At 70.8% G+C, this 26,752-nt stretch carries 21 protein-coding genes, 1 other RNA gene and 1 pseudogene; 18 read left to right on the forward strand and 5 right to left on the reverse strand.

The genetic code is table 11. From position 1 onward, the window contains the following. The first annotated feature begins 285 nt into the window (after positions 1-285). The 9 genes from rpsB to BLT36_RS13665 all read left to right on the forward strand — a co-directional run bounded on the left by rpsB (position 286) and on the right by BLT36_RS13665 (position 7,487). Positions 286-1,227, forward strand: coding sequence for a 30S ribosomal protein S2 (rpsB, locus tag BLT36_RS13625; protein WP_092095983.1), 942 nt, complete (start codon positions 286-288; stop codon positions 1,225-1,227). A gap of 80 nt (positions 1,228-1,307) precedes the next feature. Beyond that, positions 1,308-2,135, forward strand: coding sequence for a translation elongation factor Ts (gene tsf, locus BLT36_RS13630; RefSeq protein WP_092095984.1), 828 nt, complete (start codon positions 1,308-1,310; stop codon positions 2,133-2,135). Between the two features lie 123 nt (positions 2,136-2,258). After that, entirely contained in the window at positions 2,259-2,978 is a 720-nt protein-coding gene (gene pyrH / locus BLT36_RS13635) for a UMP kinase (RefSeq protein ID WP_092095986.1), read from the forward strand. A gap of 47 nt (positions 2,979-3,025) precedes the next feature. Further along, entirely contained in the window at positions 3,026-3,580 is a 555-nt protein-coding gene (gene frr / locus BLT36_RS13640) for a ribosome recycling factor (protein WP_092095987.1), read from the forward strand. Next, entirely contained in the window at positions 3,580-4,572 is a 993-nt protein-coding gene (locus BLT36_RS13645) for a phosphatidate cytidylyltransferase (RefSeq protein WP_175529648.1), read from the forward strand. Before frr ends, BLT36_RS13645 begins: the two co-directional genes overlap by 1 nt. Before the next feature lie 104 nt (positions 4,573-4,676). Further along, positions 4,677-5,225: a DivIVA domain-containing protein gene (locus BLT36_RS13650; RefSeq protein WP_092095989.1), complete on the forward strand. Its 549-nt coding sequence runs from the start codon at positions 4,677-4,679 to the stop codon at positions 5,223-5,225. A gap of 60 nt (positions 5,226-5,285) precedes the next feature. Next, the gene (locus BLT36_RS19055) at positions 5,286-6,335 is read left to right on the forward strand and encodes an aggregation-promoting factor C-terminal-like domain-containing protein (RefSeq protein ID WP_254787649.1); all 1,050 of its coding nucleotides are present in this window, start codon (positions 5,286-5,288) and stop codon (positions 6,333-6,335) included. A 13-nt stretch (positions 6,336-6,348) separates the two neighbouring features. After that, positions 6,349-6,654 (forward strand): hypothetical protein, encoded by a 306-nt coding sequence (locus tag BLT36_RS13660; protein ID WP_175529649.1) that lies wholly within the window; start codon positions 6,349-6,351, stop codon positions 6,652-6,654. Continuing rightward, a complete protein-coding gene (locus BLT36_RS13665) occupies positions 6,651-7,487 on the forward strand; it encodes an alpha/beta hydrolase (protein WP_254787651.1) in 837 nt (278 codons plus the stop codon). The genes BLT36_RS13660 and BLT36_RS13665 overlap by 4 nt, the downstream gene beginning before the upstream one ends. 129 nt (positions 7,488-7,616) lie before the next feature. Here the strand turns inward: BLT36_RS13665 and BLT36_RS13670 are convergent, their stop codons facing one another. Beyond that, complete coding sequence (locus BLT36_RS13670) at positions 7,617-9,455, reverse strand: coiled-coil domain-containing protein (protein WP_092095992.1); 1,839 nt, start codon at positions 9,453-9,455, stop codon at positions 7,617-7,619. Between the two features lie 184 nt (positions 9,456-9,639). Here BLT36_RS13670 and BLT36_RS13675 point away from each other — a divergent pair, with 184 nt between their 5' ends. Both BLT36_RS13675 and BLT36_RS13680 read left to right on the forward strand, forming a co-directional pair. Next, on the forward strand, positions 9,640-11,376 hold the full coding sequence (locus BLT36_RS13675) for a DUF8094 domain-containing protein (RefSeq protein ID WP_092095993.1): 1,737 nt from the start codon (positions 9,640-9,642) through the stop codon (positions 11,374-11,376). Then, complete coding sequence (locus BLT36_RS13680) at positions 11,373-12,410, forward strand: tetratricopeptide repeat protein (protein WP_092095995.1); 1,038 nt, start codon at positions 11,373-11,375, stop codon at positions 12,408-12,410. Before BLT36_RS13675 ends, BLT36_RS13680 begins: the two co-directional genes overlap by 4 nt. Before the next feature lie 74 nt (positions 12,411-12,484). On the opposite strand, the pseudogene glgB reads toward BLT36_RS13680, so the two are convergent. From glgB to glgX, 3 genes and pseudogenes are all read right to left on the reverse strand, one after another. Next, positions 12,485-15,274 (reverse strand): annotated as a pseudogene (gene glgB / locus BLT36_RS13685) (1,4-alpha-glucan branching protein GlgB); the annotation flags it as partial. Further along, positions 15,271-17,271, reverse strand: a complete 2,001-nt coding sequence (locus tag BLT36_RS13690; RefSeq protein WP_254787653.1) for an alpha-1,4-glucan--maltose-1-phosphate maltosyltransferase — start codon at positions 17,269-17,271, stop codon at positions 15,271-15,273. The gene BLT36_RS13690 and the pseudogene glgB, both read right to left, overlap by 4 nt. Before the next feature lie 227 nt (positions 17,272-17,498). Next, positions 17,499-19,637, reverse strand: a complete 2,139-nt coding sequence (gene glgX, locus BLT36_RS13695; protein ID WP_092095996.1) for a glycogen debranching protein GlgX — start codon at positions 19,635-19,637, stop codon at positions 17,499-17,501. A gap of 60 nt (positions 19,638-19,697) precedes the next feature. Here glgX and BLT36_RS13700 point away from each other — a divergent pair, with 60 nt between their 5' ends. Further along, positions 19,698-20,861 carry a cysteine desulfurase family protein gene (locus tag BLT36_RS13700; RefSeq protein WP_092095998.1) on the forward strand — a complete coding sequence of 388 codons (1,164 nt, stop codon included), beginning with the start codon at positions 19,698-19,700 and terminating at the stop codon, positions 20,859-20,861. Here the strand turns inward: BLT36_RS13700 and BLT36_RS13705 are convergent. Continuing rightward, positions 20,858-21,466: a helix-turn-helix transcriptional regulator gene (locus tag BLT36_RS13705; protein WP_139166475.1), complete on the reverse strand. Its 609-nt coding sequence runs from the start codon at positions 21,464-21,466 to the stop codon at positions 20,858-20,860. The genes BLT36_RS13700 and BLT36_RS13705 overlap by 4 nt on opposite strands. Before the next feature lie 216 nt (positions 21,467-21,682). Here BLT36_RS13705 and prfB point away from each other — a divergent pair, with 216 nt between their 5' ends. The 6 genes from prfB to BLT36_RS13735 all read left to right on the forward strand — a co-directional run bounded on the left by prfB (position 21,683) and on the right by BLT36_RS13735 (position 26,696). Next, positions 21,683-22,792 (forward strand): peptide chain release factor 2, encoded by a 1,110-nt coding sequence (gene prfB / locus BLT36_RS13710; RefSeq protein WP_092096001.1) that lies wholly within the window; start codon positions 21,683-21,685, stop codon positions 22,790-22,792. Positions 22,793-22,864: 72 nt separating this feature from the next. Beyond that, positions 22,865-23,623 carry a cell division ATP-binding protein FtsE gene (gene ftsE, locus BLT36_RS13715; RefSeq protein WP_092096002.1) on the forward strand — a complete coding sequence of 253 codons (759 nt, stop codon included), beginning with the start codon at positions 22,865-22,867 and terminating at the stop codon, positions 23,621-23,623. Beyond that, a complete protein-coding gene (gene ftsX, locus BLT36_RS13720) occupies positions 23,620-24,534 on the forward strand; it encodes a permease-like cell division protein FtsX (RefSeq protein WP_092096004.1) in 915 nt (304 codons plus the stop codon). Before ftsE ends, ftsX begins: the two co-directional genes overlap by 4 nt. 212 nt (positions 24,535-24,746) lie before the next feature. Next, positions 24,747-25,223: an SsrA-binding protein SmpB gene (smpB, locus tag BLT36_RS13725; RefSeq protein ID WP_092096005.1), complete on the forward strand. Its 477-nt coding sequence runs from the start codon at positions 24,747-24,749 to the stop codon at positions 25,221-25,223. A gap of 113 nt (positions 25,224-25,336) precedes the next feature. After that, positions 25,337-25,714: a transfer-messenger RNA gene (ssrA, locus tag BLT36_RS13730) on the forward strand. Between the two features lie 157 nt (positions 25,715-25,871). Next, a complete protein-coding gene (locus BLT36_RS13735; RefSeq protein ID WP_092096007.1) occupies positions 25,872-26,696 on the forward strand; it encodes a hypothetical protein in 825 nt (274 codons plus the stop codon). Positions 26,697-26,752: the final 56 nt, after the last annotated feature.

Below are 26,752 nucleotides of genomic sequence, written 5' to 3' on the forward strand. Positions count from 1 at the left end.
GCCAGCGACGGTCTGGCCTGGAGGCCCGGATCACGTGCGCCGATCGGCGTGCGTGATCCGGGCCTCCAGTCTGTTAGCATCTATCCAGCAGCGCGCTGAGCGCGCTGACTTCGCGCGTCCACGGTCCCTGTTCACAGGGGCGTCACGCGGCCACCGGTCCCGCTCTCGCGAGCGGGCGGCCGCGCGGACAGGGCGCCAGGGGCCACGACCACCGGGTCGTGACCGACACAACCGCAACCGCGCACGCGGCCCAACAGCTGCGTGCCGAGAACAAGGAGGGACGGCATGGCCGTCGTCACCATCCGCCAGCTGCTCGACAGCGGCGTCCACTTCGGACACCAGACCCGTCGGTGGAACCCGAAGGTGAAGCGATTCATCCTCGCCGAGCGCTCGGGCATCCACATCATCGACCTGCAGCAGTCGCTGGCCTTCATCGACCGCGCGTACGACTTCGTCAAGGAGACGGTCGCGCACGGTGGCACGATCCTCTTCGTGGGCACCAAGAAGCAGGCGCAGGGCTCCATCGCCGAGCAGGCGACCCGCGTCGGCCAGCCGTACGTCAACCAGCGTTGGCTCGGCGGTCTGCTCACGAACTTCCAGACGGTCTCCAAGCGCCTCGCGCGCATGAAGGAGCTCGAGGAGATCGACTTCGACGACACGACGAAGGGCTTCACCAAGAAGGAGCTCCTCATCAAGAAGCGCGAGCTGGACAAGCTCCACAAGACCCTCGGTGGTATCCGCAACCTCACGCGGACCCCGAGCGCGCTCTGGATCGTCGACACCAAGAAGGAGCACCTCGCCGTCGACGAGGCGCAGAAGCTCGGGATCCCGATCATCGGCATCCTCGACACCAACTGCGACCCCGACGAGATCACCTACCCGATCCCGGGCAACGACGACGCGATCCGCTCCGTCGGTCTCCTCACCCGCATCGTCGCCGACGCTGCTGCCGAGGGTCTGAAGACCCGCCACCAGGGCGGTTCGGACGACGAGGCCACCGAGCCCCTCGCCGAGTGGGAGCAGGAGCTCCTCGGTGGCGAGGCCGCCACCACGACCGACGCCACGCCGTCCGCCGACGCCGCTCCCGAGGGTGCGACCGTCGAGGAGAACGACGCTGACGCACAGGTCGCCGCGAAGGAGATCGGCGAGCCGATCGCCGACGAGGCGAAGAACGCGCAGCCGACGGCCGAGGCCGAGGCCGCCGCGGAGACCACCCCCGCCGAGTGACCACCGGGGGCGTCGGGCCGATCGGCTCGGCGCCCCTTCTCTCTCTCCACAAACGCACAGTCCAGAAAGGACTCCAGTCAATGGCCAACTACAGCCTTGCTGACGTGAAGAAGCTCCGTGAGGACCTCGGGGCCGGCATGATGGACGCCAAGAACGCGCTCGTCGAGGCCGACGGCGACTACGACAAGGCCGTCGAGCTCCTCCGCATCAAGGGCGCGAAGGCCGTCGCCAAGCGCGACGACCGCGCGACCTCCGAGGGTGTCGTCGTCGCGTCCGCGTCGAACGGCGCCGCGACCGTCGTCGAGCTCGCGAGCGAGACCGACTTCGTCGCGAAGAACGAGCGCTTCACGACGCTCGCCGACAAGGTCCTCGGAGCGGTCGCCGCTGCCGGTGCCGCCGACGTGGCTGCTGGCAACGCCGCGCCGCTCGAGGGCAAGACCGTCGCCGAGGTCATCGACGAGAACGCCGCCGCCCTCGGCGAGAAGCTCGAGCTCCGCACCGTCACCCGTGTCGAGGGCGACGAGTTCGAGATCTACCTGCACAAGACCAGCCAGGACCTGCCGCCGCAGATCGCCGTCGTCATCGCCTACTCGGGCTCCGACGCCGCCGAGGCGCGTTCGATCGCGCAGCACGTCGCGTTCGCGAACCCGACGTACCTCAACCGCGACGAGGTCCCGGCCGCTGCGATCGAGAAGGAGCGTGCGACCGTCGAGGCGATCACGCGCGAGGAGGGCAAGCCCGAGGCCGCTCTCCCGAAGATCGTCGAGGGTCGCCTCAACGCCTTCATCAAGCAGGTCTCGCTGCTCGACCAGGACTACGCGAAGGACAACAAGCTGTCCGTCGCGAAGGCCGCGGCGAACGCGGGCATCACGATCCAGGGCTTCGCCCGCGTCAAGGTCGGCGCGTAACGAACCCATGACGGGGTCAGGAACCAACCGGTTCCTGGCCCCGTTTTCGCGCGCACGGGCCAGACACGGCCGCGCGGCGCACGAGTACATTTCCACGAGACATTCGACGAAGGGTGCGACCACATGACGAACGAGAAGACCGGACGCCGCCGAGTCCTGCTGAAGCTGTCGGGGGAGGCGTTCGGTGCCGGGTCGCTCGGTGTGAACCCGGACGTCATCAGCACCATCGCGAAGGAGATCGCGGCCGCTGCGCAGGAGGTCGAGGTCGCGATCGTCGTCGGCGGCGGCAACTTCTTCCGCGGCGCCGAGCTCTCCCAGCGCGGCATGGACCGCGGCCGCGCGGACTACATGGGCATGCTGGGCACCGTGATGAACGCCCTCGCCCTGCAGGACTTCCTCGAGCAGGCCGGGGCCGCCACGCGCGTGCAGTCGGCCATCAGCATGACCCAGGTCGCCGAGCCGTACATCCCGCGGCGCGCCGAGCGGCACCTCGAGAAGGGCCGGATCGTCATCTTCGGTGCCGGAGCGGGCCTGCCGTACTTCTCGACCGACACCGTCGCCGCCCAGCGCGCGCTCGAGATCGACGCGCAGGAGGTGCTCGTGGCGAAGAACGGCGTCGACGGCGTGTACACGGCGGACCCGAAGAAGGACGCCACCGCCGAGAAGCTGCACCACGTCACGTACCAGGACGCCCTGCTCAAGGGCCTCAAGGTGGTCGACGCCACCGCGTTCTCGCTGTGCATGGACAACGGCATGCCGATGCACGTGTTCGGCATGGAGGGCGAGGGGAACGTCGCCGCGGCGATCCGGGGCGAGCGCATCGGCACCGTGGTCAGCAACTGACCCCCGCCGCTGACTAGACTCGACGCCAGTACCGAAGGAGAACCACCGTGATCAGTGATGTCCTGACCGAAGCCACCGAGAAGATGGCGAAGGCCGTGGAGGTCGCCAAGGACGACTTCTCGACCGTCCGAACCGGCCGGATCAACGCCGCGCTCTTCCAGAAGATCCCGGTCGAGTACTACGGCACGCCGACGCCGCTGGCGCAGCTCGCGTCGCTGCAGACGCCCGAGGCACGCACGCTCATCGTGACGCCGTACGACAAGACCGCGCTCAAGGAGATCGAGCGCGCGATCGCGACGTTCCCGAACCTCGGCGCGAGCCCGTCGAACGACGGCGAGATCGTGCGTGTCACGATCCCGGAACTCACGCAGGACCGCCGCAAGGAGTTCGTGAAGCTCGTGCGCGGCAAGGGTGAGGACCACAAGGTCGTCATCCGCAACATCCGACGCAGGGCGAAGGACGACCTCGACGCCCTGAAGGGGGAGATCTCCGACGACGAGATCGCCCGCGGCGACAAGGACCTCGAGGCCCTGACGAAGAAGCACGTCGATCAGATCGACGACGCGCTGAAGAAGAAGGAAGCCGAACTCCTCGAGGTCTGATGCCCCGTCCAGACCAGGGTGATGACCGCCCCACAGCACAGAAGCGTTCCGCCAAGGGGCTGCGCCAGGACTTCGATGCGCGTGCACGTGCTGCGCGCACGGACTTCGAGGCGCAGCTCCGGCAGCGGAAGGCCGACTTCGGCGCCCGCAACGAGGCACTGACCGCACGCACCGGCCGCAACCTGCCGGCCGCGATCGGGATCGCCCTCGCGTTCGCGGTCGTCATGCTCGGATCGCTCCTCATCTGGACGCCGTCCTTCATGGTCGTGGCGGCGTTCCTGCTCGGTGTGGGGGTGTACGAGCTCGCCAGTGCGATGCGCTTCGCGGGGCGCGACGTCCCCCGGATCCCGAGCGTGCTGGTCAGCGTGGCGGTGGTCCCGGCGGCGTTCCTCGGCGGGCAGATCCCGGCGCTGTTCACGCTGCTGGGCGGCATCGTCTTCATCAGCCTGTGGCGCCTGGTCGAGGTGGCGTTCGCGACGCCGAAGCCGTCGGCCGGCAACGTCACGCGTGACCTGACGAACGGGCTGTTCGTGCAGGCGTACATCAGCCTGCTCGGTGCCTGTGTCGTGCTGCTGTCCGCACAGCCGTCCGGCGCGCTGTGGGTGATCGCGTTCATCCTCGTCGTGGTGGCGGTGGACACGGGCGCCTACGCCACCGGGCTGAACCTCGGCAAGCACCCGATGGCGCCCCGGATCAGCCCGAAGAAGACGTGGGAGGGGTTCGCCGGCTCGGTCGCGGCGAGCATCATCGTCGGCATCGTGGTGTCGTGGCTCATGCTCGGGCTGCCCTGGTGGACCGGCGTCGTCCTCGGCGTGCTCATCTCGGGGTCCGCGACCCTGGGTGACCTCACCGAGTCGATGATCAAGCGTGACCTCGGGATCAAGGACATCTCGTCGTTCCTGCCCGGACACGGCGGCCTGCTCGACCGGATCGACAGCATCCTGCCGTCGGCTGCGGTCGCGTACGTGCTGTACCTCGTCGTCAACCACTGATCGTGCGGCCGGGCACCCGCGTCAGCAGCGGCGTGGGCACCCGCTGAGCGCGCCGCACCGCGCGTCCAGGTCGTCCCAGGGTCCGGTCCTGGCAGAATGTCGCCGTGGCCACCACCTTCCCGAACGCAGACCGCTCCGCCCTCGGATACGACGTCGACGAGGTCGAGCGTTTCCTCGAGGACGCCCGTCGTGCGTACACGGCGAACGACAGCGCTCCCGCGATCGAAGCGGCGAAGATCCGCGCGACCGCGTTCTCGATGCGGAAGGGCGGCTACTCGACCGCCCACGTCGATGCCGCGCTCGAGCGCCTCGAGGACGCGTTCGCCGCCCGGGAGCGTGAGCGCGAGATCGCCTCGGTCGGGCAGAAGGCCTGGTACGCCGAAGCCCGCGGCAAGGCCTCCGACGTCGTGGCGCGCCTGGAGCGGCCGGACGGGCAGCGGTTCAGCCGTGTCAGCTTCCTCGGCACCGGGTACCACCCGAAGGACGTCGACGCGTTCGCGAAGCGCCTCGGCGGCTACTTCCGCGAGGGGAAGCCGCTCAGCCTCACCGAGGTGCGCTCGGTCGTGTTCCGGCCGAAGCACGGCGGGTACCGCGAATCGCAGGTCGACGCACTGCTCGACGCCGTCGTCGAGGTCATGCTCGCTGTCCGGTAGCGACGCGCGGGGGATCGGTGCTTCGCTTTCCGTGATCGTTCCGTTATCCTGGTCGAACTCATGGGCAGGCACACGGCAGACATCAGCTCCGACCGCGATACCCGCGAGCACCTCGGCCTCACGGCCGCCGGTGAGCGCCGCGCGGCACTGAACCGAACCCGCACGGCGGAGAACTCGGTCCTCCCGGCGAACCCGATCGTGGTGACGGCATCGGTGCCGACCACCCCGGGAAGCGTGCTGGACGCACACAGCGCCACCAACCCACACAGCGCCACCAACCCGCACAGCGCTCCCAGCCCACACGCCGCCGCCGAACCGCACAGCGCTCCGAAGTCGGTCGCCGCGAACCGCGTCTCGGACGCCTCGTCGGCCCGCGCCGCCGCTCCGACGACGCCGGTCAGCCCGCGCATCGACAAGCAGCGCCGGGCGCGTGCCGTCACGGCAGCGTCGAAGCCGCGCGGCGTCAACACGTTCATGCGCAAGCGTGCGACCATCCCCGCGCTGTCGTTCTTCGCGGTGTTCGGGTTCGTCGGCGGTTCGCTGTTCAACCCGATGCAGCCCGACGTGGCACAGGCCGCGGTGTCGGCTCCGGTGCTCGTCAAGGCCCCCGTCGAGCCGCAGCAGTACACGGCGCACGGCACCTACGCCTCGTTCGACGTCTCCCGCGACGGCTACGGCGTCACCCTGCCGAAGCCGAAGGTCGTCGAGAAGCCGAAGACCGAGACCACCGACGACACCGCGACCGACGACTCGGCCGCCAAGACCGTCACGCCGACGAACACCCTCGCCGCCGCCGCGGCGACGCCGGACCCGGGCAGTGCCCAGGCCATCGCGCAGCAGCTCGTGACCGCCCGCGGGTGGGGTTCGGACCAGTACAACTGCCTCGTCTCCCTGTGGAACAAGGAGTCCGGCTGGCGCGTCAACGCCTACAACCCGAGCGGCGCCTACGGCATCCCGCAGGCGCTCCCGGGCAGCAAGATGGCCTCGGCCGGCGCCGACTGGCAGACGAACCCGGCGACGCAGATCACCTGGGGCCTCAACTACATCTCGGGTGTCTACGGCACGCCGTGTGGTGCCTGGGCGCACAGCGTCGCGAACAACTGGTACTGATCGGCTGTCGGGGGTGCCGCGCAGCAACCGCCCGCGGCGTCCACACGGCCGTCCGTTCGGGCCCGAAGAGGAGCCGACCGGCCTCGACCGGTTGATGAGCTCCTGGAAGCGCACCGAGGTCCGTCGGGGTCGCGAGTACCTCGTGCAGCCGATCTCGGCCGCGTCCGCGCAGAAGGAGTACATCTGCCCGGGCTGCGGTGGGACCGTGCTGCCCGGCGTCGCGCACGTCGTGGTGTGGCGTGCCGACGGGGTCCTCGGCGACGAGGCGGACCTCGCGTCCCGTCGCCACTGGCACAACCACTGCTGGAGCATCGCATGACCGCTGACGACGCGACCGGAGCCGGCGACGCGACCGGAGCCCACACGGTGCCCGGCACCGAGCCCGCCACCGGCGCCGAGACCCGGTCGAACTCCGAGCCTGCCCCGGGCGCCGAGATCCGGTCGAACACCGAGCTGCCCGCCCGCCGGACCGACATCGAGCTCGTCACCGACGACCACCTGACGCTGGTCGGGGAGCTTGCGGAGCCCCTCGACCGGCCGGCGCGCGGCACCATCGTGACGCTGCACCCGCTGCCGACGGCGCACGGCTTCATGGACTCCCACATCCTCAAGAAGGCCGCCGCCCGGCTGCCCGCCCTCGCGGACATCGCGGTGCTCCGCTTCAACTTCCGCTCCGTGACGTCACCGCGCGGCACGTCCGAGGGTGTGTTCGGCGACGGTGTCTCCGAGGGCTTCGACCTCCGCGCGGCCGTCACCGACGTCGTCGACCGCGGACTGCCGACGCCGTGGCTCGTCGGCTGGTCGTTCGGCACCGAGGTGGTGCTCAAGCACGCGCTCGAGCACGTCGACGCCGGCACCGTGGCGGGGATCGTCCTGCTCTCGCCGCCGCTGCACCGCACCTCCGACGAGGAACTCGCCCGCTGGGCCGGCGTCGACGTGCCCGTCGTGGCACTCGTCCCCGAGCACGACGACTTCCTGCAGCCGGACGAGGCAGCACGTCGGTTCGCGCTGGCCCCGGGCATCCGGGTGGTCCCGGTGGAGGGCGCGAAGCACCTCTGGGTGGGGGAGCGGTACGTCCGCACCGTGCTTGACACGATCGCCGACCTCGTCGTCCCCGGCAGCGCGCCGCTGCCGACGCACGTCCCGGCCTGAACCCCCGTGGTCGCGACCCAGCGCCCGTGACGTGACCGCCGGTCGGCCTGGAGGCACGGATCGGACCCGTCACGCGCCTCCAGGCCGCAACGTGGTCACGACGCGCCGGAGGCGACGCGCACGCTCGCGTCAGCGGGCGGTGACGTCCTCGTCGTCGTCGGCGGTCGCGACGTCCTCTGCGGGGGCGGCGCCGAGCAGCCCCGTCGCGTGGGTGAGCACGCCGCGGAGGTTCTCGAGGTAGCCGGCGACGGCGTCGCGTTCCGTGCGGATGGCCGCGAGGCGGTCTTCCGACTCGGCGATGACGGCGGCGGTGCGCTCCTCGGCGTCCGCGATCATCTTGTGCACGCGGTCCTGGGCGTCCGCCACGATGGTGCGGGCGTGCTCCTGCGCCTCGGACGTGCTGGAGCGCTCGAGGTCGTCGGCCTCCTGCTGGAGCCGCTCGGCGCGTTCGCGGGCCTCGGCTGCGCGGCGGGTCGCCTCGGCGAGCTGCAGGTTCGCCTCGTCGAGGTACTTCTGCGTCTCGGTGACCGTCTCGTGGTGCTTCTGGAGGTAGTCCTGCTCGGCGTCGTCGCGGCGGGCAGCGAGCTCGGACTCGAGCGTGGTGCGTGCCTCGTCGCGTTCGCGGGCGATCTCGGCCCGGACCTCGTCGCGCTCCTTCGCGAGATCGGCACGGGCGGTGTCGATCTCCTGGCGGAGGGCCGTGCGCTCGGCCTCGAGCGTGTCGAGTTCGGCGGTGCGGCGGTCGGCGATCTCGGTGTCGACCTCGGCGTGCTCGCGCTCCCGACGGGCGGCGAGGTCGTTCTCGTGCTCGCGGACGGCTCGTTCGGCGGCGGCGGCGGCCTCGGCGCGCTCACGCTCGATCCGGCCGGCGTGCTCCTCGAGCTCGCGGGCGATGCGCTCGGCGGTCTCCTCGACCAGGCGGGCGTTCTCGGCGCGGGTCTGCTCCTCGTCGACGCGGAGCAGGGCGCGGGCGGCCTCGATCTCCTGGTCGAGTGCGGTGCGGGCGCTCGCGAGTTCGCGCTCCCACTGGGCACGGGCGGCGGCGAGTTCCTCGGCGAGGGCGCGACGCTGGTCGGCCAGTTCGGCTTCGAGCTCGGCGCGTCGACGGTCGACCTCGGACGCGAGGTCGGCGCGTCCGGTCTCGAGCTCGAGGGCGTGCGCCTGCTGCTGCTCGTCGCGCTCGCGGTGCCAGGCCGCGCGCCCCTCGGTCACCTCGCGCTCGAGCGCCGCACGGCGGGTGGTCTCCTCGTGGTCGAGGTCCGCGATGCGACGGGCGTGGTCGGCCTCGAAGACGCTGCGGCGGTGCTCGGTCTCGCGGTCGAGGTCGGCGGCTGCCTGGCGGGACTCGGCAGACTCACGCTGGGCCAGCTCGCGCAGCTCGGCGACCTCGTGCTCGACCTCGGCGCGGAGGGCGTTCGTCTCGCGGATCGCGACGGACCGGACCTCGGCCGCCTCGGTGACGGCGGCGCCGCGGATCGCCGCGGCTTCGTTGCGGGCGTCCTGCACGAGCAGACCGGCCTCGGCGCGGGCGCGCTCGACGGTGTCGGCCGACTCGGCGCGGGCGCGGGTCAGTTCGTTCGTCGAGCGGGTGCGGGCGTCCTCGAGGGTGTCGCGGGCTTCTTCCTGCGCCTCGCGCAAGGTGCGTTCGGCCTCGGCGCGGCTGGAGGCCCGGAGTCGCTGTGCGTCGATGTCGGCCTGGCTGATGAGCCGGGTGGACTGCTCCTCGGCGACGCGGAGGGTGGACTCGAGCCGGGTGCCCAGCCCGCTGTACGTCGGAGTGCCGGCCTCGTCGAGCTCGCCCTGCAGATCGGAGACCCGGGACTGCAGGAGACGGATCTCCTTCGCGGCGTCCGCGCGGTCGTTGTTCGACTTGATGAGCTCGCGGCGCAGGTCGTTCAGCGCCCGGTCCACGTCTTCGCGGCGGTACCCGCGCAGCTCGGTCCCGAACTCTGCCTCGTCGTTCGCCACGTGTTCGCTCCTGGTGCTCGGCGGAGGGCCCGATCCGGCCCGGGCACGATTGTAGTGGCGCGTCCGCGAGCGCGGCTGTGTTCGCGGACAGCGCTGGGGGATGCGCCGTCCAGACTCCCTCGCTATCCTGGGGCGCTGATTCGCGCGCCGTCACCCCCACCCCGGCGCGGTAGGGAGAAGATCCGTGCGATTCGTCCTGGCGATCGTCAGTTTCGTCATCGGTCTGCTGCTCGTCGCGCTCGCGGTCGGACAGCGAACCGTCTTCGAGCCACCGTCGTCGCTCGTCGCGGCATCGTCGTCGAAGAGCTCCGCCCCGGTGACGGTCATCCCGGGGTCGACGCTCAACGCGAACCCCGGCTACCAGCGCATCAACGTCTCCGGCTCCGGCAAGGTCTTCGCCGCCTACGGCAAGACGACCGACGTGGACGCCTGGGTCGGTGACGCGAAGCACACCACCATGCGCTTCGACGCCGACAAGGGGAGCCTCGTCGGCCGGACCACCGGCAGCGAGTCGACGGTGCCGGACCCCGCCGGCAGCGACCTCTGGTACCAGGAGTACGACAGCGCCGGACAGTTCACCGTCCGGCTGCCGAAGGACGTCTCCGTGATCATCGTGGGCGACGGGTCCGCGGCCGCGCCGAGCGACGTCTCCGTCACCTGGCCGCGGTCCACCGCGACCCCGAGTGTCGGGCCGCTCCTGGTCGCCGGCGGCGTGTTCCTCGTCGGTGGCATCGTCCTGCTCATCTGGGCCTTCGTCCACCAGCGCCGTGGTCGTGGCCCTCGTCGCCGCAGCGGGGGTTCCCGTCCGCCACGCGTCCGTGCCTCGCGCCGCGCGGCAGCTGCAGGCGCCCAGGTGCCCGTCCGCGGCCGTCGCGGTCGCCGGGCGTTCGTCGCGATCCCGGTGCTCCTCGTCGGGGCGCTCGGCCTCGCCGGCTGCTCGTCCGACTACTGGCCGCAGGGATCGTCGGCGGCGACGCCGACACCGACCGCCACGGCGACCGGAGCAGCCGCGCAGAGCGAGCCGACCGCCGCGAGCAGCCAGCAGATCAAGCGCATCGCCGAGCGCGTCGCCGACGTCGCGAAGAAGGCCGACGACGCCCGCGACGCGAAGGTCGCCGCCGAGCGGTTCACCGGCGCGGCACTCGAACTGCGCGAGGCGAACTACACGATCCGCGGCAAGGACACCGACGTGGACGCCCCGCCGACGATCTCGGCCGACCAGGTCTGCGTCGCCCTGCCCCAGCAGACCGACTCGTGGCCGCGCACGGTGTTCGCCGTCGTCGCCGAGGACTGCGACGCGAAGTCCGCACCGCAGGCCCTGACGCTCGTGCAGGACTCCGCGCGCGACGACTACAAGGTCGCGTACGACGTCTCGCTCGAGGCCGCGGCGAAGATCCCGAGCCTCGCACCGACGTCGATCGGTGCCGCGCTCCTCACCCCGAACACCAAGCTGCTCGCGATCGCGCCCGACCAGATCGGCCGTGTCTACGGCGACATCCTGTCGAAGGACAAGGACAGCGCGTACGCGCCGCTGTTCCAGTCCGACGGCGACGGTCTCCGGTCGACCATCGGCAAGGCGTACAAGGACAAGAAGTCCGAGTCCCTGCCGGACACCGCGAAGATCGAGTACTCGTCCGAGGTCCCCGCGGACAGCGCGACGGCCATCGCGACCGACGGCGCCGGAGCCCTGGTCTCGGCCGAGCTCAACGAGATCGAGAAGGTGACGCCGACCGCAGCCGGCGCCGAGGTGAACACCGAGGGCGCGGTCAAGGCGCTCTCCGGTGTCGACTCCAGCAAGAAGGGCATCACCGCCACGTACGGCGTCCAGTTGCTCTTCTACGTGCCCCCGGTGGGCACCGATGACAAAGTGGTCCTGCTCGGGTTCACGCAGGGCCTGACAGCAGCGAGTGAGGTGCAATGACCAACGTCCCCCCGACCCCGTCCGGTCTCCGCGGAGCGGTCGACCTGTCGTCCCTCGTCGACCGCGCGCAGCGGCCGCAGCAATCGGCGCCGTCCGGTGCCGTCGCCGGTGCTCCCGGTGCGGTCGGCGGCCCCGGTGCGGGCGGCCAGCCCGGCGGCCCCGGCGCCCCCGGCAGCGAGACCGGTGCCGACCTGACCGTCCCGTCGCTCGTCCTCGACGTCACCGACCAGACCTTCCAGGACGTGCTCCAGCTGTCCTCGATCGTCCCGGTCATCGTCGACATCTGGGCCGAGTGGTGCGGGCCCTGCAAGCAGCTCTCGCCGATCCTCGAGCAGCTGACCGCCGAGTACGACGGTCGCGTCCTGCTCGCCAAGGTCGACGCGGACACCAACCCGCAGCTCGTGCAGGCGTTCCAGGCGCAGTCCATCCCGACCGTCGCCGCGCTCATCGGCGGACGGCCCCTCGGGCTCTTCGTCGGCGCGCTGCCCGAAGCCCAGGTGCGAGACGTCTTCGAGCAGGTGCTCGCCGCCGCCGAGCAGAACGGCGTCGCCGGCCGGGTGGTCGTCGACGGCGCAGGACCGGTCGATGCCGCCGAGCAGGGTGAGCCCGAACCGGAGCCGTTGCCGCCGCACCACCAGGCCGCGTACGACGCGATCGAGCAGGGCGACTACGCCACCGCGATCCAGGAGTACAAGACGGCCATCGCGCAGGACCCGCACGACCAGATGGCCGTCGCCGGGCTCGCGCAGGTGTCGCTCCTCGATCGGCTGGACGGACGCACGGCGGACGACATCCGCGCGGCTGCTGCCGCCGGCCCGTCGGACGTCCAGGCGCAGCTCGCCGTGGCGGACCTCGACATCGCCGGCGGACACGTCGACGACGCGTTCGGGCGGCTGCTCGAGATCGTCCCGACGGTGTTCGGGGACGACCGCGAGGCACTCCGCGTCCGGCTCGTCGAGTACTTCGAGCTCATCGGTGCCGAGGACCCGCGCGTGATCGCGGCCCGTCGTCGGCTGGCGAACGCGCTGTACTAGACGATCCGTCCACGCAGACAGGAGGCGCGGTGTCAGCTGGCACCGCGCCTCCTGTCTGTACCGGGTCGCGTCTACCGCGCCAGCTTCAGCCAGACGGCGCCGAGCGGCGGCACCACGAGGTGCGCGGACGCCGGGCGTCCGGCCCACGGAGTGTCCTCGGCGGTGACGACACCGAGGTTCCCCACCCCGGACCCGCCGTACTCGGCCGCGTCGGTGTTGAGGACCTCGTGCCAGGCACCGGCGGCCGGCAGCCCGAAGCGCCGTTCGACCGGGACGCCCGAGAAGTTCACGAACACCGCCAGCCGGTCGTCGCCGTCCTTGCGGAGGAACCCGAGCGTCGAGTGCGGCGCGTCCCCACCCTCGATCCACTCGAACCCGTCCGCCGTGGCGTCGTGGGTCCAGAGCGCCGGCGTCTCGCGGTACACGCGGTTGAGGGACGCGACGAGGTCCTGCACACCGCGGTGGCCCGGGTCGTCGAGGAGCCACCAGTCGAGCCCGCGGGCCTCGGACCACTCGCTCGGCTGCGCGAACTCCTGCCCCATGAACAGCAGCTGCTTGCCGGGGTGCGCCCACATGAAGGCCAGGTAGGCCCGGACGTTCGCGCGCTTCTGCCACTCGTCGCCGGGCATCTTGCCGTAGAGCGAACCCTTGCCGTGCACGACCTCGTCGTGGCTGATCGGCAGCGTGAACTGCTCGCTGAACGCGTAGACGAACGAGAACGTGATCTCGTCGTGGTGGTAGCTCCGGTACAGGGGCTCGCGCTCGATGTACTGCAGCGAGTCGTGCATCCAGCCCATGTTCCACTTCTGGCCGAACCCGAGGCCGCCCGCGCTCGTCGGCTGGGTGACGCCCGGCCACGAGGTGCTCTCCTCGGCGATCATCACGATGCCGGGGTAGCGCTTGTACGCGGTGGCGTTCGTCTCCTGCAGGAACGAGATCGCCTCGAGGTTCTCGCGCCCGCCGTGCACGTTCGGCAGCCACTCGGTGCGGGAGTAGTCGAGGTAGAGCATCGACGCCACGGCGTCGACCCGGAGGCCGTCGATGTGGAACTCCTCGAACCAGTACAGGGCGTTCGCGACGAGGAAGTTCCGGACCTGCGGCTGCCCGAAGTCGAACACGTAGGTGCCCCAGTCGAGCTGTTCGCCGCGGCGGGGGTCGGGGTGCTCGAAGAGCGCGTGCCCGTCGAACTTGCCGAGTGCCCACTCGTCCTTCGGGAAGTGCCCGGGGACCCAGTCCATGATCACGCCGATGCCCGCCGAGTGCAGGCGGTCGATGAGGTACCGGAGGTCGTCGGGGGAGCCGAACCGCGCAGTCGGGGCGTAGTACCCGGTGACCTGGTAGCCCCAGGAGCCGCCGAACGGGTGCTCGGCGAGCGGGAGGAACTCGACGTGGGTGAACCCGAGGTACTGGACGTGCCCGATGAGCTGGTCGGCCGCCTCGCGGTAGGACAGGCCGGGCCGCCACGAGCCGAGGTGCACCTCGTAGACGCTCATCGGCCGGTCGTGCGTCGTGGTCTTCGCGCGGTGCTCCATCCACTGCGCGTCGCCCTCGGACCACGTGTAGTCGGACTCGGTGACGACGGACGCGGTGAGCGGCGGGACCTCGGCACGGCGCGCGAACGGGTCCGCGCGCTCGACCCAGCCGGCGTCGGTGAGGATCTGGAACTTGTACCGCTGGCCGACCATCGCGCCGGGCCAGAACAGCTCCCAGACGCCGAGGTCGGTGAGACGGCGCATCGCCGTGGTGCGCCCCTCCCAGCCCTCGAAATCGCCGATCACGCGGACCGCGGTGGCACGGGGTGCCCAGACGGTGAACGAGACACCCTCGACGCCGTCGACGGTCATCACGTGCGCGCCGAGGTGGTTCCACAGCTGCTCGTCACGGCCCTCGCCGAACAGGAACAGGTCGAGCTCGCCGATCGTCGGGGCGAACCGGTAGGCGTCGTCCGTCGTCCAGGTGGCGTCGTCGCTGTCCGTCGACTCGTCGAAGTCGTAGTCCGCTTCGACCCGGTAGCGACCGAGGGTGTCCGTGGTGGCGCCTGCCCAGAGACCGTCACCCTCGTGGGTGAGCTCGATGTCGTCCCCGTCGGGCCGCACGATGCGGACCGCCGAGGCGAGGTGCCGGACCACGCGCACGCTGGTGCCGCCGTCGACCGGGTGCGGGCCGAGGACGTCGTGCGGCTGCGACCAGCGGGCCTCGGCGACCTGCTGGCGGAGCCACTCCTCGAGCGGTGCGGGTCGGGGACCGGTCGTGGCGGTGGCGACGTGGCCGGAGGCACCGCTGGCGCCCGCTCCGTCGGTCGGGGCGAGCGGGCTGCCGCCCTCGCTGGTGGGCGCGTCCGCACCGTCACCGGTGCCGGGGCCCGGTGCGGTGCCGGAGCCGGTGCCGGGTGCGGCCTCGGTCACCGCCGCCGCCGCAGCCGCAGTCGCAGTCGCAGTCGCAGTCGTCTCCGCACTCGCACTCGGCGCAGCGGACTCCGGGCGCGACCCGACCGAGTCGGCCGTGACGTGCCGAGGGTGCGCGGCGTCGGACGCGTGTCCGGCGAGCGTCGCGGACTCCGGGACGTCGCGGTCGGGCGACTCACGGTGGGGCGGCGGAGCCCCCGGCAGGTCCTCGCCGGGGGCGGAGACCCGTGGTTCGTAGCGCGGGGTCTCCGGCTCGGGAGGCGCGACCTGACGACCGGCAGCCGCCTCGGGTTCCGGCGCCACGTGCTGCGCGGGGTGGGTGGGACGAGGGGTGTCGGCCGGCATGCGACGGGGCAGCACGGGCGGAGGCGGCGGCGGGACAGGAGGCACGCTCGGCCCCTGGCCCCGGTTCGTCGGCGCTGCCTTCGGTGCGTCGTCCTCGGAGCGGTTGTCGGTCATCGGTGGGGTCCCTCCACGACGAGCAGGTGCACGGGTTCCTGGAACGCGTCCAGGCGGACGTAGTTCGACGATCCCCAGACCCAGCGCTGGCCGGTCACGACGTCGCGGACGTCGAACGCCTGCTCCGGGTCGAGGCCGAGGGCGGCGAGGTCGAGGTGGACCGTGGTCTCACGGGCCGAGTGGGGATCGACGTTCGCGACGACGATCACGGTGTCGTCGCGGCCCGAGCGGATGAACCGCCCGGGCAGGTGCTTCGAGTACACGACGATGGCCGGGTCCTCGGCGTCGTGCACGTGCAGGTTGCGGAGCTGGCGGAGTGCCGGGTGCGCCTGCCGGAAGCGGTTGAGCATCGTGACGTAGGGCGCGAGACTCGCACCCTCGGCCTCGGCCAGGGCGAAGTCGCGGGGCTTGTACTCGTACTTCTCGTTGTCGATGTTCTCTTCCGACCCCGGGCGGGCGACGTCCTCGAAGAGCTCGTACCCGGAGTACATGCCCCACGTCGGCGCTCCGGTGGCTGCGAGTGCGGCCCGGATCTTGTAGCCCGCGCGACCGCCGAACTGCAGGTACTCGGTGAGGATGTCCGGCGTGTTCACGAACAGGTTCGGCCGCAGGTACGCGCTGGTCTCGTGGGAGAGCTCGTCGAAGTACTCGGCGATCTCGTCCTTCGTGTTCCGCCACGTGAAGTACGAGTACGACTGCTGGAACCCGACCTCGGCCAGGGCCCGCATCATCGCCGGGCGGGTGAACGCCTCGGCGAGGAACACCGTGTCCGGGTGCTCGTCGCGGACCTCGCGGATGACGCGCTCCCAGAACCAGAGCGGCTTCGTGTGCGGGTTGTCGACGCGGAAGATCCGGATGCCGAACGCGATCCAGTGCCGGAGCACGCGGAGGACCTCGGCGACGATGCCCTCGGGATCGGTGTCGAACTGGATCGGGTAGATGTCCTGGTAGCGCTTCGGCGGGTTCTCCGCGGTGGCGATGGAGCCGTCCGCGCGCACCGTGAACCACTCCGGGTGGGCGGTCACCCAGGGGTGGTCCGGGGAGCACTGCAGCGCGAAGTCGAGCGCCACTTCCATCCCGGTGTTCTTCGCCGTCTCGACGAAGTCGCGGAAGTCGTCCTCGGTGCCGAGGTCGGGGTGGATGGCGTCGTGGCCGCCCTCGGGTGAACCGATCGCCCACGGGCTGCCGGGGTCGTTCGGTCCCGGGGTGAGCGTGTTGTTCGGGCCCTTGCGGGCGGTGGTGCCGATCGGGTGGATCGGCGGCAGGTAGACGACGTCGAACCCCATCCGGGCGACGGCGGGCAGGCGGCGGGCCGCGGTTCGGAAGTCGCCGCTCTTCCAGGAGCCGTCGGCGTTCTTCTTCGCGCCTTCGCTCCGGGGGAAGAACTCGTACCAGGCGCCGACGCCGGCACGGGTGCGCTCGACGTCGAGCAGCTGCGTGGGGGAGTGCGTGCGCAGCGAGGTGAGCGGTGCCTCTTCCACCTCGGCGGTGATGCGCGGGTCGTCGACGGCGGCCAGGCGCTCGGCCGGGTCGAGGTCGGTGTCGCGGACCCGGGCGGCCGCTCGGGTCGCTGCGGGGGAGTCGGTCTCGTCGGCGAGCCGGTCGAGCAGGGCGGCGCCGTCGAGCAGCGTCGCCTCGGTGTCGACGCCCGCGGCGATCTTCAGCCGAGCGGCGTGCAGCCAGGTGGCCCAGTCGTCGGAGTAGGACTCGACGTGCCACGTCCAGACCCCGACGTGGTCGACCTGCACCGTCGCCTCGAAGCGGTCGGTCCCCGTGGCTCCGGGGAGCATCGGCACGGTCCTGGTTCCCCCGTCGGGGCGTTCGAGGACGAGGTCGGCGCCGATGATGCCGTGTCCCTCGCGGAAGACGGTCGCACCGAACGTGATCACCTCGCCGTCGAAGGCCTTGCCGGGGAATCCGTTCGGGGTGGTGGGGGCGAGCTCGGTGATCGGGATGCGCCCGATCTTCGGTCGGCGGGGTCGGTCTGCGGTGGCCACGGAGCCGACGCTACCCGGCGAGCGCCTCCACGTTCTCCGGAATGGCCGTCCTGTGGACGGCCGGGCGTGCCGTGGACCTGTGGAGGGGCAGCCCTGGAGGCGCGTGGCGGGGCCGCCCCGCGCCTCCAGGCCGTCGTGCGTCGGGGACACAGCGCGACCGGTTCCGGCCCGGCGGGGCCGGGCCACGCCGTCCCGCGCCTCGCCGCGCCGTCTCGCGGTGTGCGTCCCTACGCTATCTCGAAGACGTGGATCCCCGGACCGTACGCGGTGAAGACCTGGCCGGCCGGCCGCAGCCGCTCGTGGTCACGGTGTTTCTCGCTGGACCAAGCGAGCCGGTAGCCGAGCACGTCCTCGCGGACGGGCAGGGTCAGGTCCCGCGTCCGCCCGCTGCCGTGCACGACCACGAGCACCCGGTCGTACGGCTCGTGCTCCGGCGTGGACTCGGCGAAGTACTGCAGCGCCCGGTGGATCGGCTGGTCCCAGCCCGCGACCGTCATCGGCTGCCCGTCCGGCCCGTACCAGGACATCCGCGAGGCGCCCGGCGTCTCCTGCCCCTCGACACCGAACCGCGTCGGTCGGAGCGCCGGGTGTGCCGCACGCAACCGGGCGAGCGCGGCGACGGCGTCGGTCATCGCCTCGGCGTCGTCGTGGTCGGACCAGTCCACCGGGGTGAGGTCCTCGGAGACGACGTACGCGTTGTTGTTGCCGTGCTGGCTGCGGCTCCGCTCGTCTCCGGCGGTGAGCATCGGCACGCCGGCGGAGAGCATGAGGGTCGCGAGCAGGTTCCGCATCGACCGACCGCGGGCGGCACGCACCCCGCGGTCAGCGGTGTCACCCTCGATGCCGTGGTTGAACGAGCGGTTGTCGTTCGACCCGTCGCGGTTCTCCTCGCCGTTCGCCTCGTTGTGCTTCCCGTCGTACGACACCAGGTCGAGCAACGTGAAGCCGTCGTGGGCCGTCACGAAGTTGATGCCGGCGAGGGGGCCGCGCGTCGTGTCGAACAGGTGCCGTGAACCGGTCAGGGCCCCGGCGAGCGCGCCGATGCCGGTCGCGGGTGCACCGTTCCGCCGTTCCTCGGCGATGTCCGTGAGCCAGAACTGCCGCACGGTGTTCCGGAAGCCGTCGTTCCACTCGCTCGTGCGTGCGCCGAACGAACCGGTCTTCCAGCCGTCCGGGCCGACGTCCCAGGGTTCGGCGATGACGAGCGTGTCCTGCAGGTCGGGGTGGTTCCGGATCCGCTCGAGCAGCGGGTGCGCCGGGTCGAACGCGTGGTGGGCGTCGCGGGCGAGCGCGGCCATCAGGTCGAAGCGGAAGCCGTCGACCTGCACCTCGCGCGCCCAGTAGACGAGGCTGTCGACGATGAGGTCAGCCGTGGCCTCGACCGATGTGTCGAGCGTGTTGCCGCACCCGGTGGTGTCGTAGTAGGCCGTGCCGTCGTCCGTCCAGCGGTACCGGTTCGCGCCGTCGATCCCGCGCAGGGAGGTCGTCGGACCGCCGAGGCCCTCTTCTGCGGTGTGGTTGTAGACGACGTCCAGCACGACCTGGATGCCCGCGGCGTGCAGCAGGCGGACCATGCCCTTGAACTCACGGAGCACCGCGGACGGACCGGCGGCGCGCGCGTCCGGGGAGGCGTAGGCGGCGTGCGGTGCGAAGAAGCCGAGCGTGTTGTAGCCCCACGCGTTCTCGCGGCCGGCCTCGTGCAGCCACCGCTCGGTGTCGAAGGCGTGCACCGGGAGGAGCTCGAGCGTCGTCACGCCGATGCGGTGCAGGTGGGCGATGGTGCTCTCGTGCGCGATGCCCGCGTACGTGCCGCGGAGGTGCTCGGGGACGGCGGGGTTCGCGGCCGTGAGCGTGCGGACGTTCGCCTCGTACACGACGGTGCGGTCGAGCGGGGTGAGGGGCTTGACGACGCCGCCCCAGTCGAAGGAGTCGTCGACGACGACGCTCGTCCAGCGGGGACCCGTGGCGGACGCGGCGACGGTGGCGTCAGCGGCGGCGTCACCGGCTGGGTCGGCGTCCTCGCGAGCCGGGTCGGCGTGCTCGCCGGTCCGGACGATCCCGCGTGCGTAGGGGTCGAGCAGCGGCCGTGCGGGATCGAAGTCGTGCCGGGGACCCGCCGGACCGTCCACGAGCAGGTGGTAACGGTCCCCGGGCCGGACGCCCGGGGTCTCCGCCGTCCACACGTCCGAGTCCGGCAGGCGCTCGAGTGGGAACCACGTGGGCTGTTCCTGGTCCTGGCGTTGGCCCGCACCCGGCCGTTCGACGACGAGCAGGACGGACGTCGCGGTGGCGGACCGGACCGTGAACCGTGCGGCACCGTCGCCGAGGACGAACCCTGGGACGTGGTCGATCGCGGTCTGGCGCATGCCCCCAAGGGTACGAGGACCGGCGGGTATCCTGGAAACGCTCGTTCAGGAGGGTGCACAGTGCCGGTCTACCTCGACCACGCCGCGACGACGCCGATCCTGCCGGAGGCGCTCGCCGCGTTCACGGCTGCGCTCGGCACGGTCGGCAACCCGTCGTCGATCCACAGCGCCGGGCAGCAGGCGAAGATGCTGCTCGAGGACGGCCGCGCCGCCGTCGCGGCCTCCCTCGACGCCGAACCGGTCGAGGTCGTCTTCACCTCCGGCGGCACCGAGAGCATCAACCTCGCCGTCAAGGGCCTGTTCTGGGCCCGGCAGCAGGACCGGCCCCGGCCCCGCATCGTCGTCCCGGCCGGCGAGCACCACGCGACGGTCGACACCGTCGAGTGGCTGGAGCGCCACGAGGGCGCGGTCGTCGACGTGGTCCCGTTGGACGCGCAGGGTCGCGTGGACCTCGCCGGCCTGGAGGCACGACTCACCGACGCGTCGGACGTCGCCCTGGTCACGTTCCTGTGGGCCAACAACGAGGTCGGGACCATCCAGCCGGTGTCGCGGATCGTCGAGCTGGCGCACGCCGCCGGCGTGCCCGTGCACAGTGACGCGGTCGCCGCTTACGGGCAGGTGCCGGTCTCCTTCCGGCAGTCCGGCCTCGACGCACTGAGCGTCTCCGCGCACAAGATCGGCGGGCCGGTCGGCATCGGCGCGCTCGTGCTCGGCCGCCGCGCCACGGTCGAGCCCCTCATCCACGGCGGCGGGCAGCAGCGGCAGGTCCGCAGCGGCACGCAGGACGCCCCGGCGGCAGCGTCGTTCGGGGTGGCCGCGTCGATGCCGCACCCGTCGGTGGCCACCCTCCGCGACCGCCTCGTCGACGGTGTCCGGACGGCCGTGCCGTCGGCGGTGCTGATGGGGGACCCGGTCGACCGGCTGCCGGGCAATGCGCACTTCACGTTCCCGGGGTGCGAGGGGGACTCGCTCCTCTTCCTCCTGGACGCCGCGGGCGTCGCCGTGTCGACGGGCTCCGCGTGCCAGGCCGGCGTGCCCGAGGCGTCGCACGTGCTCCTCGCCATGGGGCTGTCCGAGCAGGACGCCCGCGGCGCGCTCCGGATCACCCTCGGCCACACCACGACCGATGCCGACGTCGACGCGTTCCTCGCGGCGCTCCCGGATGCCGTGGCACGAGCCGGCGCGGCGGGGATGGCGTCGCGGGAACCGCTCCTCGGCCGCTAGCGGCGACCGACGGAGACGGTCATCGGGAGGGCCCCGGCGGACTCCAGGCGGCGCCGGGTCTCGGTCGGCGACTCGCCGTAGACCTCGCGGTACCGCATGCTGAAGCGGCCGTGGTTCGAGAAGCCCCACCGTCGAGCCAGGGAGCCGACCGAGAGCGTGGGGTCGGCCAGCAGCTGCGCGTGTGCCGCCTCGATCCGCGCGTTGAGGAGGTACTGCATCGGCGTGATGCCGAGGGTGATCTTGAACGCGCCCTGCACGGCACGCAGCGAGGACCCCGCGGCCTCGGCGATCTCGGTGGCGGAGACCGGCCGGTGCAGGTTGTCGCGGATGAACGCCGACGCGCGCTGCACCATCGGTGGCAGCTCGGCGTCGACCTGTGCGATCCGGTGCGCTGACGGGACGAGCCGTCGCACGGCCTCCAGGTACTGCTCCGTGGCCTCGCGCACCACCGGGTTCGACGAGGTGCCCGGCAGGTCGAGCACGAACCGGGCGTGCGCGACGACGTGCGCCCAGTACTGCTCCAGGAACACCTCGTTCGCAGGGTCCAGCTCACGCCCGAGCGCGGCCGTGCGCTCGTTGCCTCGAGGTCGTCCCGGGTCGGTCACGCGCACCACCGAACGCCTGCGGGATGTGGACAGCCTGCCCGATCGGGGTACACCGCGACCCACCGGGGACGGCGACGTGCGGGGCGGACCCGCGCCGCGCCTCCCGGTCGGCCGTGTCGGCACTCGCCCGCAATCCCGCTCGGCGCGCCTGGCGCGTCGCTGGCGCGTCGCCGGCGCGACGCGAACCAGCCGGCCGCGCCGGTAGGATCGGTGACCATGGTCGAACTGGACTTCAACGAGCAGATCTCCGCCCTCCGCGAGACCTTCGGGAACATCCGCTCGGTGGTCGACGTCGACCGCCTGCAGCGCGAGATCGCCGAACTCAGCGAGCAGGCCGGTGCCCAGGACCTCTGGGACGACGTCGAGCACGCGCAGCAGGTGACGAGTGCGCTCTCGCACCGGCAGTCCGAGCTCAAGAAGATCACCGACACCGAGCGCCGGATCGACGACCTCGAGGTGCTGGTCGAGATGGTGAACGAGGCCGACGACCAAGAGTCGGCCGACGAGGCCGCCGCCGAGCTCAAGGCCATCCAGAAGACCATGGGCGACCTCGAGGTGCAGACCCTGCTCGACGGCGAGTACGACGACCGCCCGGCCGTCATCACGATCCGTGCCGGTGCCGGTGGCGTCGACGCCGCGGACTTCGCCGAGATGCTCCTCCGCATGTACCTCCGGTACGCCGAGCAGCACGGCTTCAAGACCACCGTGATGGAGACCTCCTACGCCGAAGAAGCGGGGATCAAGTCCGCCACGTTCGAGGTCGATGCCCCGCACGCGTTCGGCACGCTGTCGATCGAGGCCGGCACCCACCGCCTCGTCCGGATGTCGCCGTTCGGCGCCGCCGGCAAGCGACAGACCTCGTTCGCCGCGGTCGAGGTCATCCCGCTCATGCCCGAGACCGAGTCGATCGACATCCCCGAGAACGACATCCGCGTCGACGTCTTCCGGTCATCCGGGCCCGGCGGCCAGTCGGTCAACACGACGGACTCCGCGGTCCGCCTGACCCACCTCCCGACCGGCACCGTCGTCTCGATGCAGAACGAGAAGTCGCAGATCCAGAACCGCGCCGCCGCCATGCGCGTCCTGCAGTCGCGCCTGCTCCTCCTGAAGAAGGAGGAGGAGAACGCGAAGAAGAAGGAGCTCGCCGGCAACATCACGGCGAGCTGGGGCGACCAGATCCGTTCGTACGTCCTCGCGCCGTACCAGATGGTGAAGGACCTCCGGAGCGAGCACGAGGTGAACAACCCCTCAGCCGTGTTCGACGGCGACCTCGACGGCTTCATCAACGCCGGCATCCGCTGGCGCAAGCAGTCCGTCGACTCCTGAGCCGCTCGGGCGCGGAGCTGAGCCGCGCGCCTCGGTTGATTTCCTGGCGGGGCGACCTACCCTGATCCGGTCATGATCAAATTCGACCAGGTCACCAAGGTGTACTCGGGCAACCCGAGTCCCGCACTCGACGCCATCTCCCTCGAGATCCTCAAGGGGGAGTTCGTCTTCCTCGTGGGTGCGTCCGGGTCCGGCAAGTCCAGCTTCCTCCGGCTCGTGCTGAAGGAGGAGAAGCCGTCGCGCGGGCAGATCCACGTCCTCGGGCAGCGCCTCGGATCCCTGTCGTCGCGCAAGGTCCCGTACTTCCGCCGCAACCTCGGTGTCGTCTTCCAGGACTTCCGGCTCCTGCCGAACAAGAACGTGTTCGACAACGTCGCGTTCTCGCTGCAGGTCATCGGCAAGAGCAAGGGCTTCATCAGCGAGGCCGTCACCGACGTGCTGAAGCTCGTCGGTCTCGCCGGCAAGGCGACCCGGATGCCGCACGAGCTCTCCGGTGGTGAGCAGCAGCGCGTGGCGATCGCCCGCGCGGTCGTCAACAAGCCGGCGATCCTCCTCGCCGACGAGCCCACCGGCAACCTCGACCCGACGACCTCGGCCGGCATCATGGCGCTCCTCGAACGCATCAACCAAGGAGGCACGACCGTGCTCATGGCGACCCACGACGCCAGCATCGTGAACCAGATGCAGCGGCGCGTCATCGAGCTGTCCAACGGCAGGATCCTCCGCGACGAGCAGTCCGGCGGCTACCAGACCCAGGCGGTCCCGATCCAGCGCGGCTCGACCGTCTCGAACACCACCGGCATCCAGACCATCCCGGGGATCATCCGATGAGGCTCGGGCTCGTCATGTCCGAGGTCGCCTCGGGCCTCCGTCGCAACGCGTCGATGGTCGTCTCGGTCGTCCTGGTCACCTTCATCTCGCTCACCTTCGTGGGCACCGCGATCCTGCTCCAGATGCAGATCAACCAGATGAAGGGGTACTGGTACGACCGGGCCCAGGTGGCGGTCTACCTCTGCACGGACACCGACACCACCGGCAACTGCACGGGCGCGAAGGCCACCGACGACCAGCGCAACCAGGTCGAGGCGCAGCTCCAGTCGTCCACCCTCAAGCCGTACATCGAGAAGACGTACTACGAGGACCAGGACCAGGCGTACGACCGCTTCAAGCAGCAGTTCAAGGACTCGCCGGCAACGGAGTTCGTCAAGCCCGAGTACCTCAACGAGACCTTCTGGGTGAACCTGAAGAACCCGTCGCAGGCCGACGTCCTGGTCGAGAGTCTCTCGAAGGTCGCCGGTGTGCAGAGCGTCGTCGACCAGCGGGGCTACCTGCAGCCGATCTTCAACCTGTTGAACGCGTCGTCCTACACCGCGATCGGCATCGCCTCGCTCATGCTGATCGCTGCGGTGCTCCTGATCGCCACCACGATCCGGTTGTCCGCGTTCAGTCGACGGCGGGAGCTCGGCATCATGCGACTGGTCGGGGCGTCGAACCGGTTCATCCAGACACCGTTCGTGCTGGAGGGGGTGATCGCCGCCGCCATCGGGGCGGTCCTCGCCGGTGGCGCGATCGTGGCCGTGGTGTGGTTCTTCGTCCGGAACTACCTGGCGCAGCGGTTCTCCGGGACGGCGTTCATCGGGATGGGGGACGCTGCGATCGTGGTGCCCTCGGTCATCGTGATCGGCATCGTGCTCGCGGGGTTGTCGGCGTTCGTCGCGATCCGTCGGTACCTCAAGGTCTGACGGTCCGGCGAGATTCGGCGGTGGCAGCGCGAGTCTCGGGGTGGGCGACCGATCTCGCGGCCCAACGCCCGAGAAGTGTCGCTCACGGCGAGTCTCGGGGTGTGTGCGCCCACGCGCACGGGTCGCGGCGCGCCGGGAAGGTGCGCCGCCGAGCCCGCGTTGGGTAGTCTGTAGGGCTGCACACCGGCAGTACCGCACGGAAGGGGACACGCATGGCGAAGGAACGCGGCGAGAAGATCGTGGCGACGAACCGTCGTGCGCGCCACGACTACCTCATCGAGGACACGTACGAGGCGGGCATGGTCCTGTCGGGCACCGAGGTGAAGTCCCTCCGCGAGGGGCGCGCGTCGCTCGTCGACGGGTACGCCTTCATCGACGGCGGCGAAGCCTGGCTCGACGCGGTGCACATCCCCGAGTACACCGAGGGGACGTGGAACAACCACGCACCGAGGCGGAAGCGGAAGCTGCTCCTCCACAAGCAGCAGATCGTGAAGATCTCGCACAAGACGAACCAGGGCGGGTACACGCTCGTGCCGCTGCAGATCTACTTCCACGACGGTCGGGCCAAGGTCGAGATCGCCGTCGCGAAGGGCAAGCGCGAGTTCGACAAGCGCCAGGCACTGCGCGAGAAGACGGACAAGCGCGAGGCCGAGCGTGCCATGCGCACCCGGAACCGCGTCGGCGAGTGACGCTGGCGTCCACCGCCCCGGTCGACTAGACTGAGGGACTGCTCCTCGGAGCACGCACCACAGCACCATGGCAACTCAACAGCGTGACAGCGGCTCGCACGTCCGGCCCGCACGGGGATGATCGGTTTCGACATTGCCTGTGTGCCGACGGGAAGCGGGCCGAGGACCCACGGTTATCTCGTTAACGATCCGTGGAAAACAACAAGTGCCAATTCCAAGCGCACTGACTTCGCTCTCGCTGCGTAAGCAGCCCAGCACATGAAGTCCGTCGGCCAGGTGATCGTTCCCTAACCTGAGTTCCGGCGTCATCCAGGGGACTTGCTGCACGGTTGCGCCTCAGGGCCGTGCGGGACTTGCACTGAGACTGGGCCCGTCGTCCTAGAAGCCGGTAGCAAAGGACGGGGCCGAGCAGAACGAATCATCCGGATACGCCCGTAGAAGACGTCGAATTGCAGCGATGGACGGGGGTTCGATTCCCCCCATCTCCACCATTCGTCGGTCGTCGGACCGCTGTCACGCCGTTGCCCCGGCACACGCTCCAGGCGTCGTGCCTGAACGCCCCGTCACCGTCCCCAGGACGTTGGCGGGGCGTTCGCTGTCGTGCCACCTCCGAGGACTACGATCCGGACGAGGCCCGGGAACACGCCCGTGTCGATCGTCGAACGAGAGGTCCGTGCCGTGGCGCAGGAGATCGCGATCCGTGTCCGTCTGCGAGAGCAGGATCGAGTGGGGCTCGCCGAGTACGAGCGCACCGTGGGGTCGGTGGCGACGGTCGCCGCGGTGATCGCCTGGCTCCCCACGCCGGAGAGCCGCCTGGTCGTGCGCGGTCGCGGTGCCGAACCGGTCCGGCTCGAGACGGTGTCGTACGGTTCCACGTTCGAGATGCTCGTGGTCCTCGACCGGCGGAGCGCTGCGGTCGAACGAGCCGGAGCGGCCGTGGCGGCGCTCATCGAGTCCGTCCGGCACGAGCACGTCGAGGACGACGTCGCCGGGATCGCCGGAGAACTCGATCGACTCGACCGCTCGGCGCCTCGCGGCCGGTCGGCGGTGGAGCGCTCGCTGCGGGCGTTCCTCGAGGGTGCCCGCGCGGACGTCCTCGCGCGGAAGACGACGACCCGGGTCCGTGCGGCACTGGCGCTCCTGCGACTGGCCGAGGACGGCGCAGAGCTCGTCGTGGAGCGCGTGGCCGACGCCCTCGTGCCGGTGGTCGAGGAGCAGGCGGTCGACGTGCTCGCCGACACGGGCAGCGCGGTGGTGGTGGAGCCGGTCGACGGGATCGTGGATGAGCCGCCGCGCAAGCAGGACAAGAAGTCCGAGCAGGACAAGAAGTCCGGCAAGGACAAGAAGTCCGGCAAGGACGACAGGAAGCAGTCGTCGAAGAAGGACTCCGGCAAGAAGTCCACGTCCAAGAAGGACGACGGCAAGAAGGCCAGCAAGAAGGACGGCAAGAAGGGCAAGAAGCCCAAGAAGTAATCTGAGTGCTTGTACAGCACGATTGTTTCCATTGTGTTAAACAATCCGACCAAGTT

This window comes from Curtobacterium sp. UNCCL20 (assembly GCF_900101675.1).
Taxonomy (GTDB): domain Bacteria; phylum Actinomycetota; class Actinomycetes; order Actinomycetales; family Microbacteriaceae; genus Curtobacterium.

Coding starts and splice junctions, on each gene's coding strand:
- ftsE (WP_092096002.1), top strand. CDS start 22,865: ATGATCAAATTCGACCAGGTCACCAAGGTGTACTCGGGCAACCCGAGT.
- prfB (WP_092096001.1), top strand. CDS start 21,683: ATGGTCGAACTGGACTTCAACGAGCAGATCTCCGCCCTCCGCGAGACC.
- tsf (WP_092095984.1), top strand. CDS start 1,308: ATGGCCAACTACAGCCTTGCTGACGTGAAGAAGCTCCGTGAGGACCTC.
- BLT36_RS19055 (WP_254787649.1), top strand. CDS start 5,286: ATGGGCAGGCACACGGCAGACATCAGCTCCGACCGCGATACCCGCGAG.
- BLT36_RS13680 (WP_092095995.1), top strand. CDS start 11,373: ATGACCAACGTCCCCCCGACCCCGTCCGGTCTCCGCGGAGCGGTCGAC.
- pyrH (WP_092095986.1), top strand. CDS start 2,259: ATGACGAACGAGAAGACCGGACGCCGCCGAGTCCTGCTGAAGCTGTCG.
- BLT36_RS13645 (WP_175529648.1), top strand. CDS start 3,580: ATGCCCCGTCCAGACCAGGGTGATGACCGCCCCACAGCACAGAAGCGT.
- glgX (WP_092095996.1), bottom strand. CDS start 19,637: ATGCGCCAGACCGCGATCGACCACGTCCCAGGGTTCGTCCTCGGCGAC.
- ftsX (WP_092096004.1), top strand. CDS start 23,620: ATGAGGCTCGGGCTCGTCATGTCCGAGGTCGCCTCGGGCCTCCGTCGC.
- BLT36_RS13665 (WP_254787651.1), top strand. CDS start 6,651: ATGACCGCTGACGACGCGACCGGAGCCGGCGACGCGACCGGAGCCCAC.
- rpsB (WP_092095983.1), top strand. CDS start 286: ATGGCCGTCGTCACCATCCGCCAGCTGCTCGACAGCGGCGTCCACTTC.
- smpB (WP_092096005.1), top strand. CDS start 24,747: ATGGCGAAGGAACGCGGCGAGAAGATCGTGGCGACGAACCGTCGTGCG.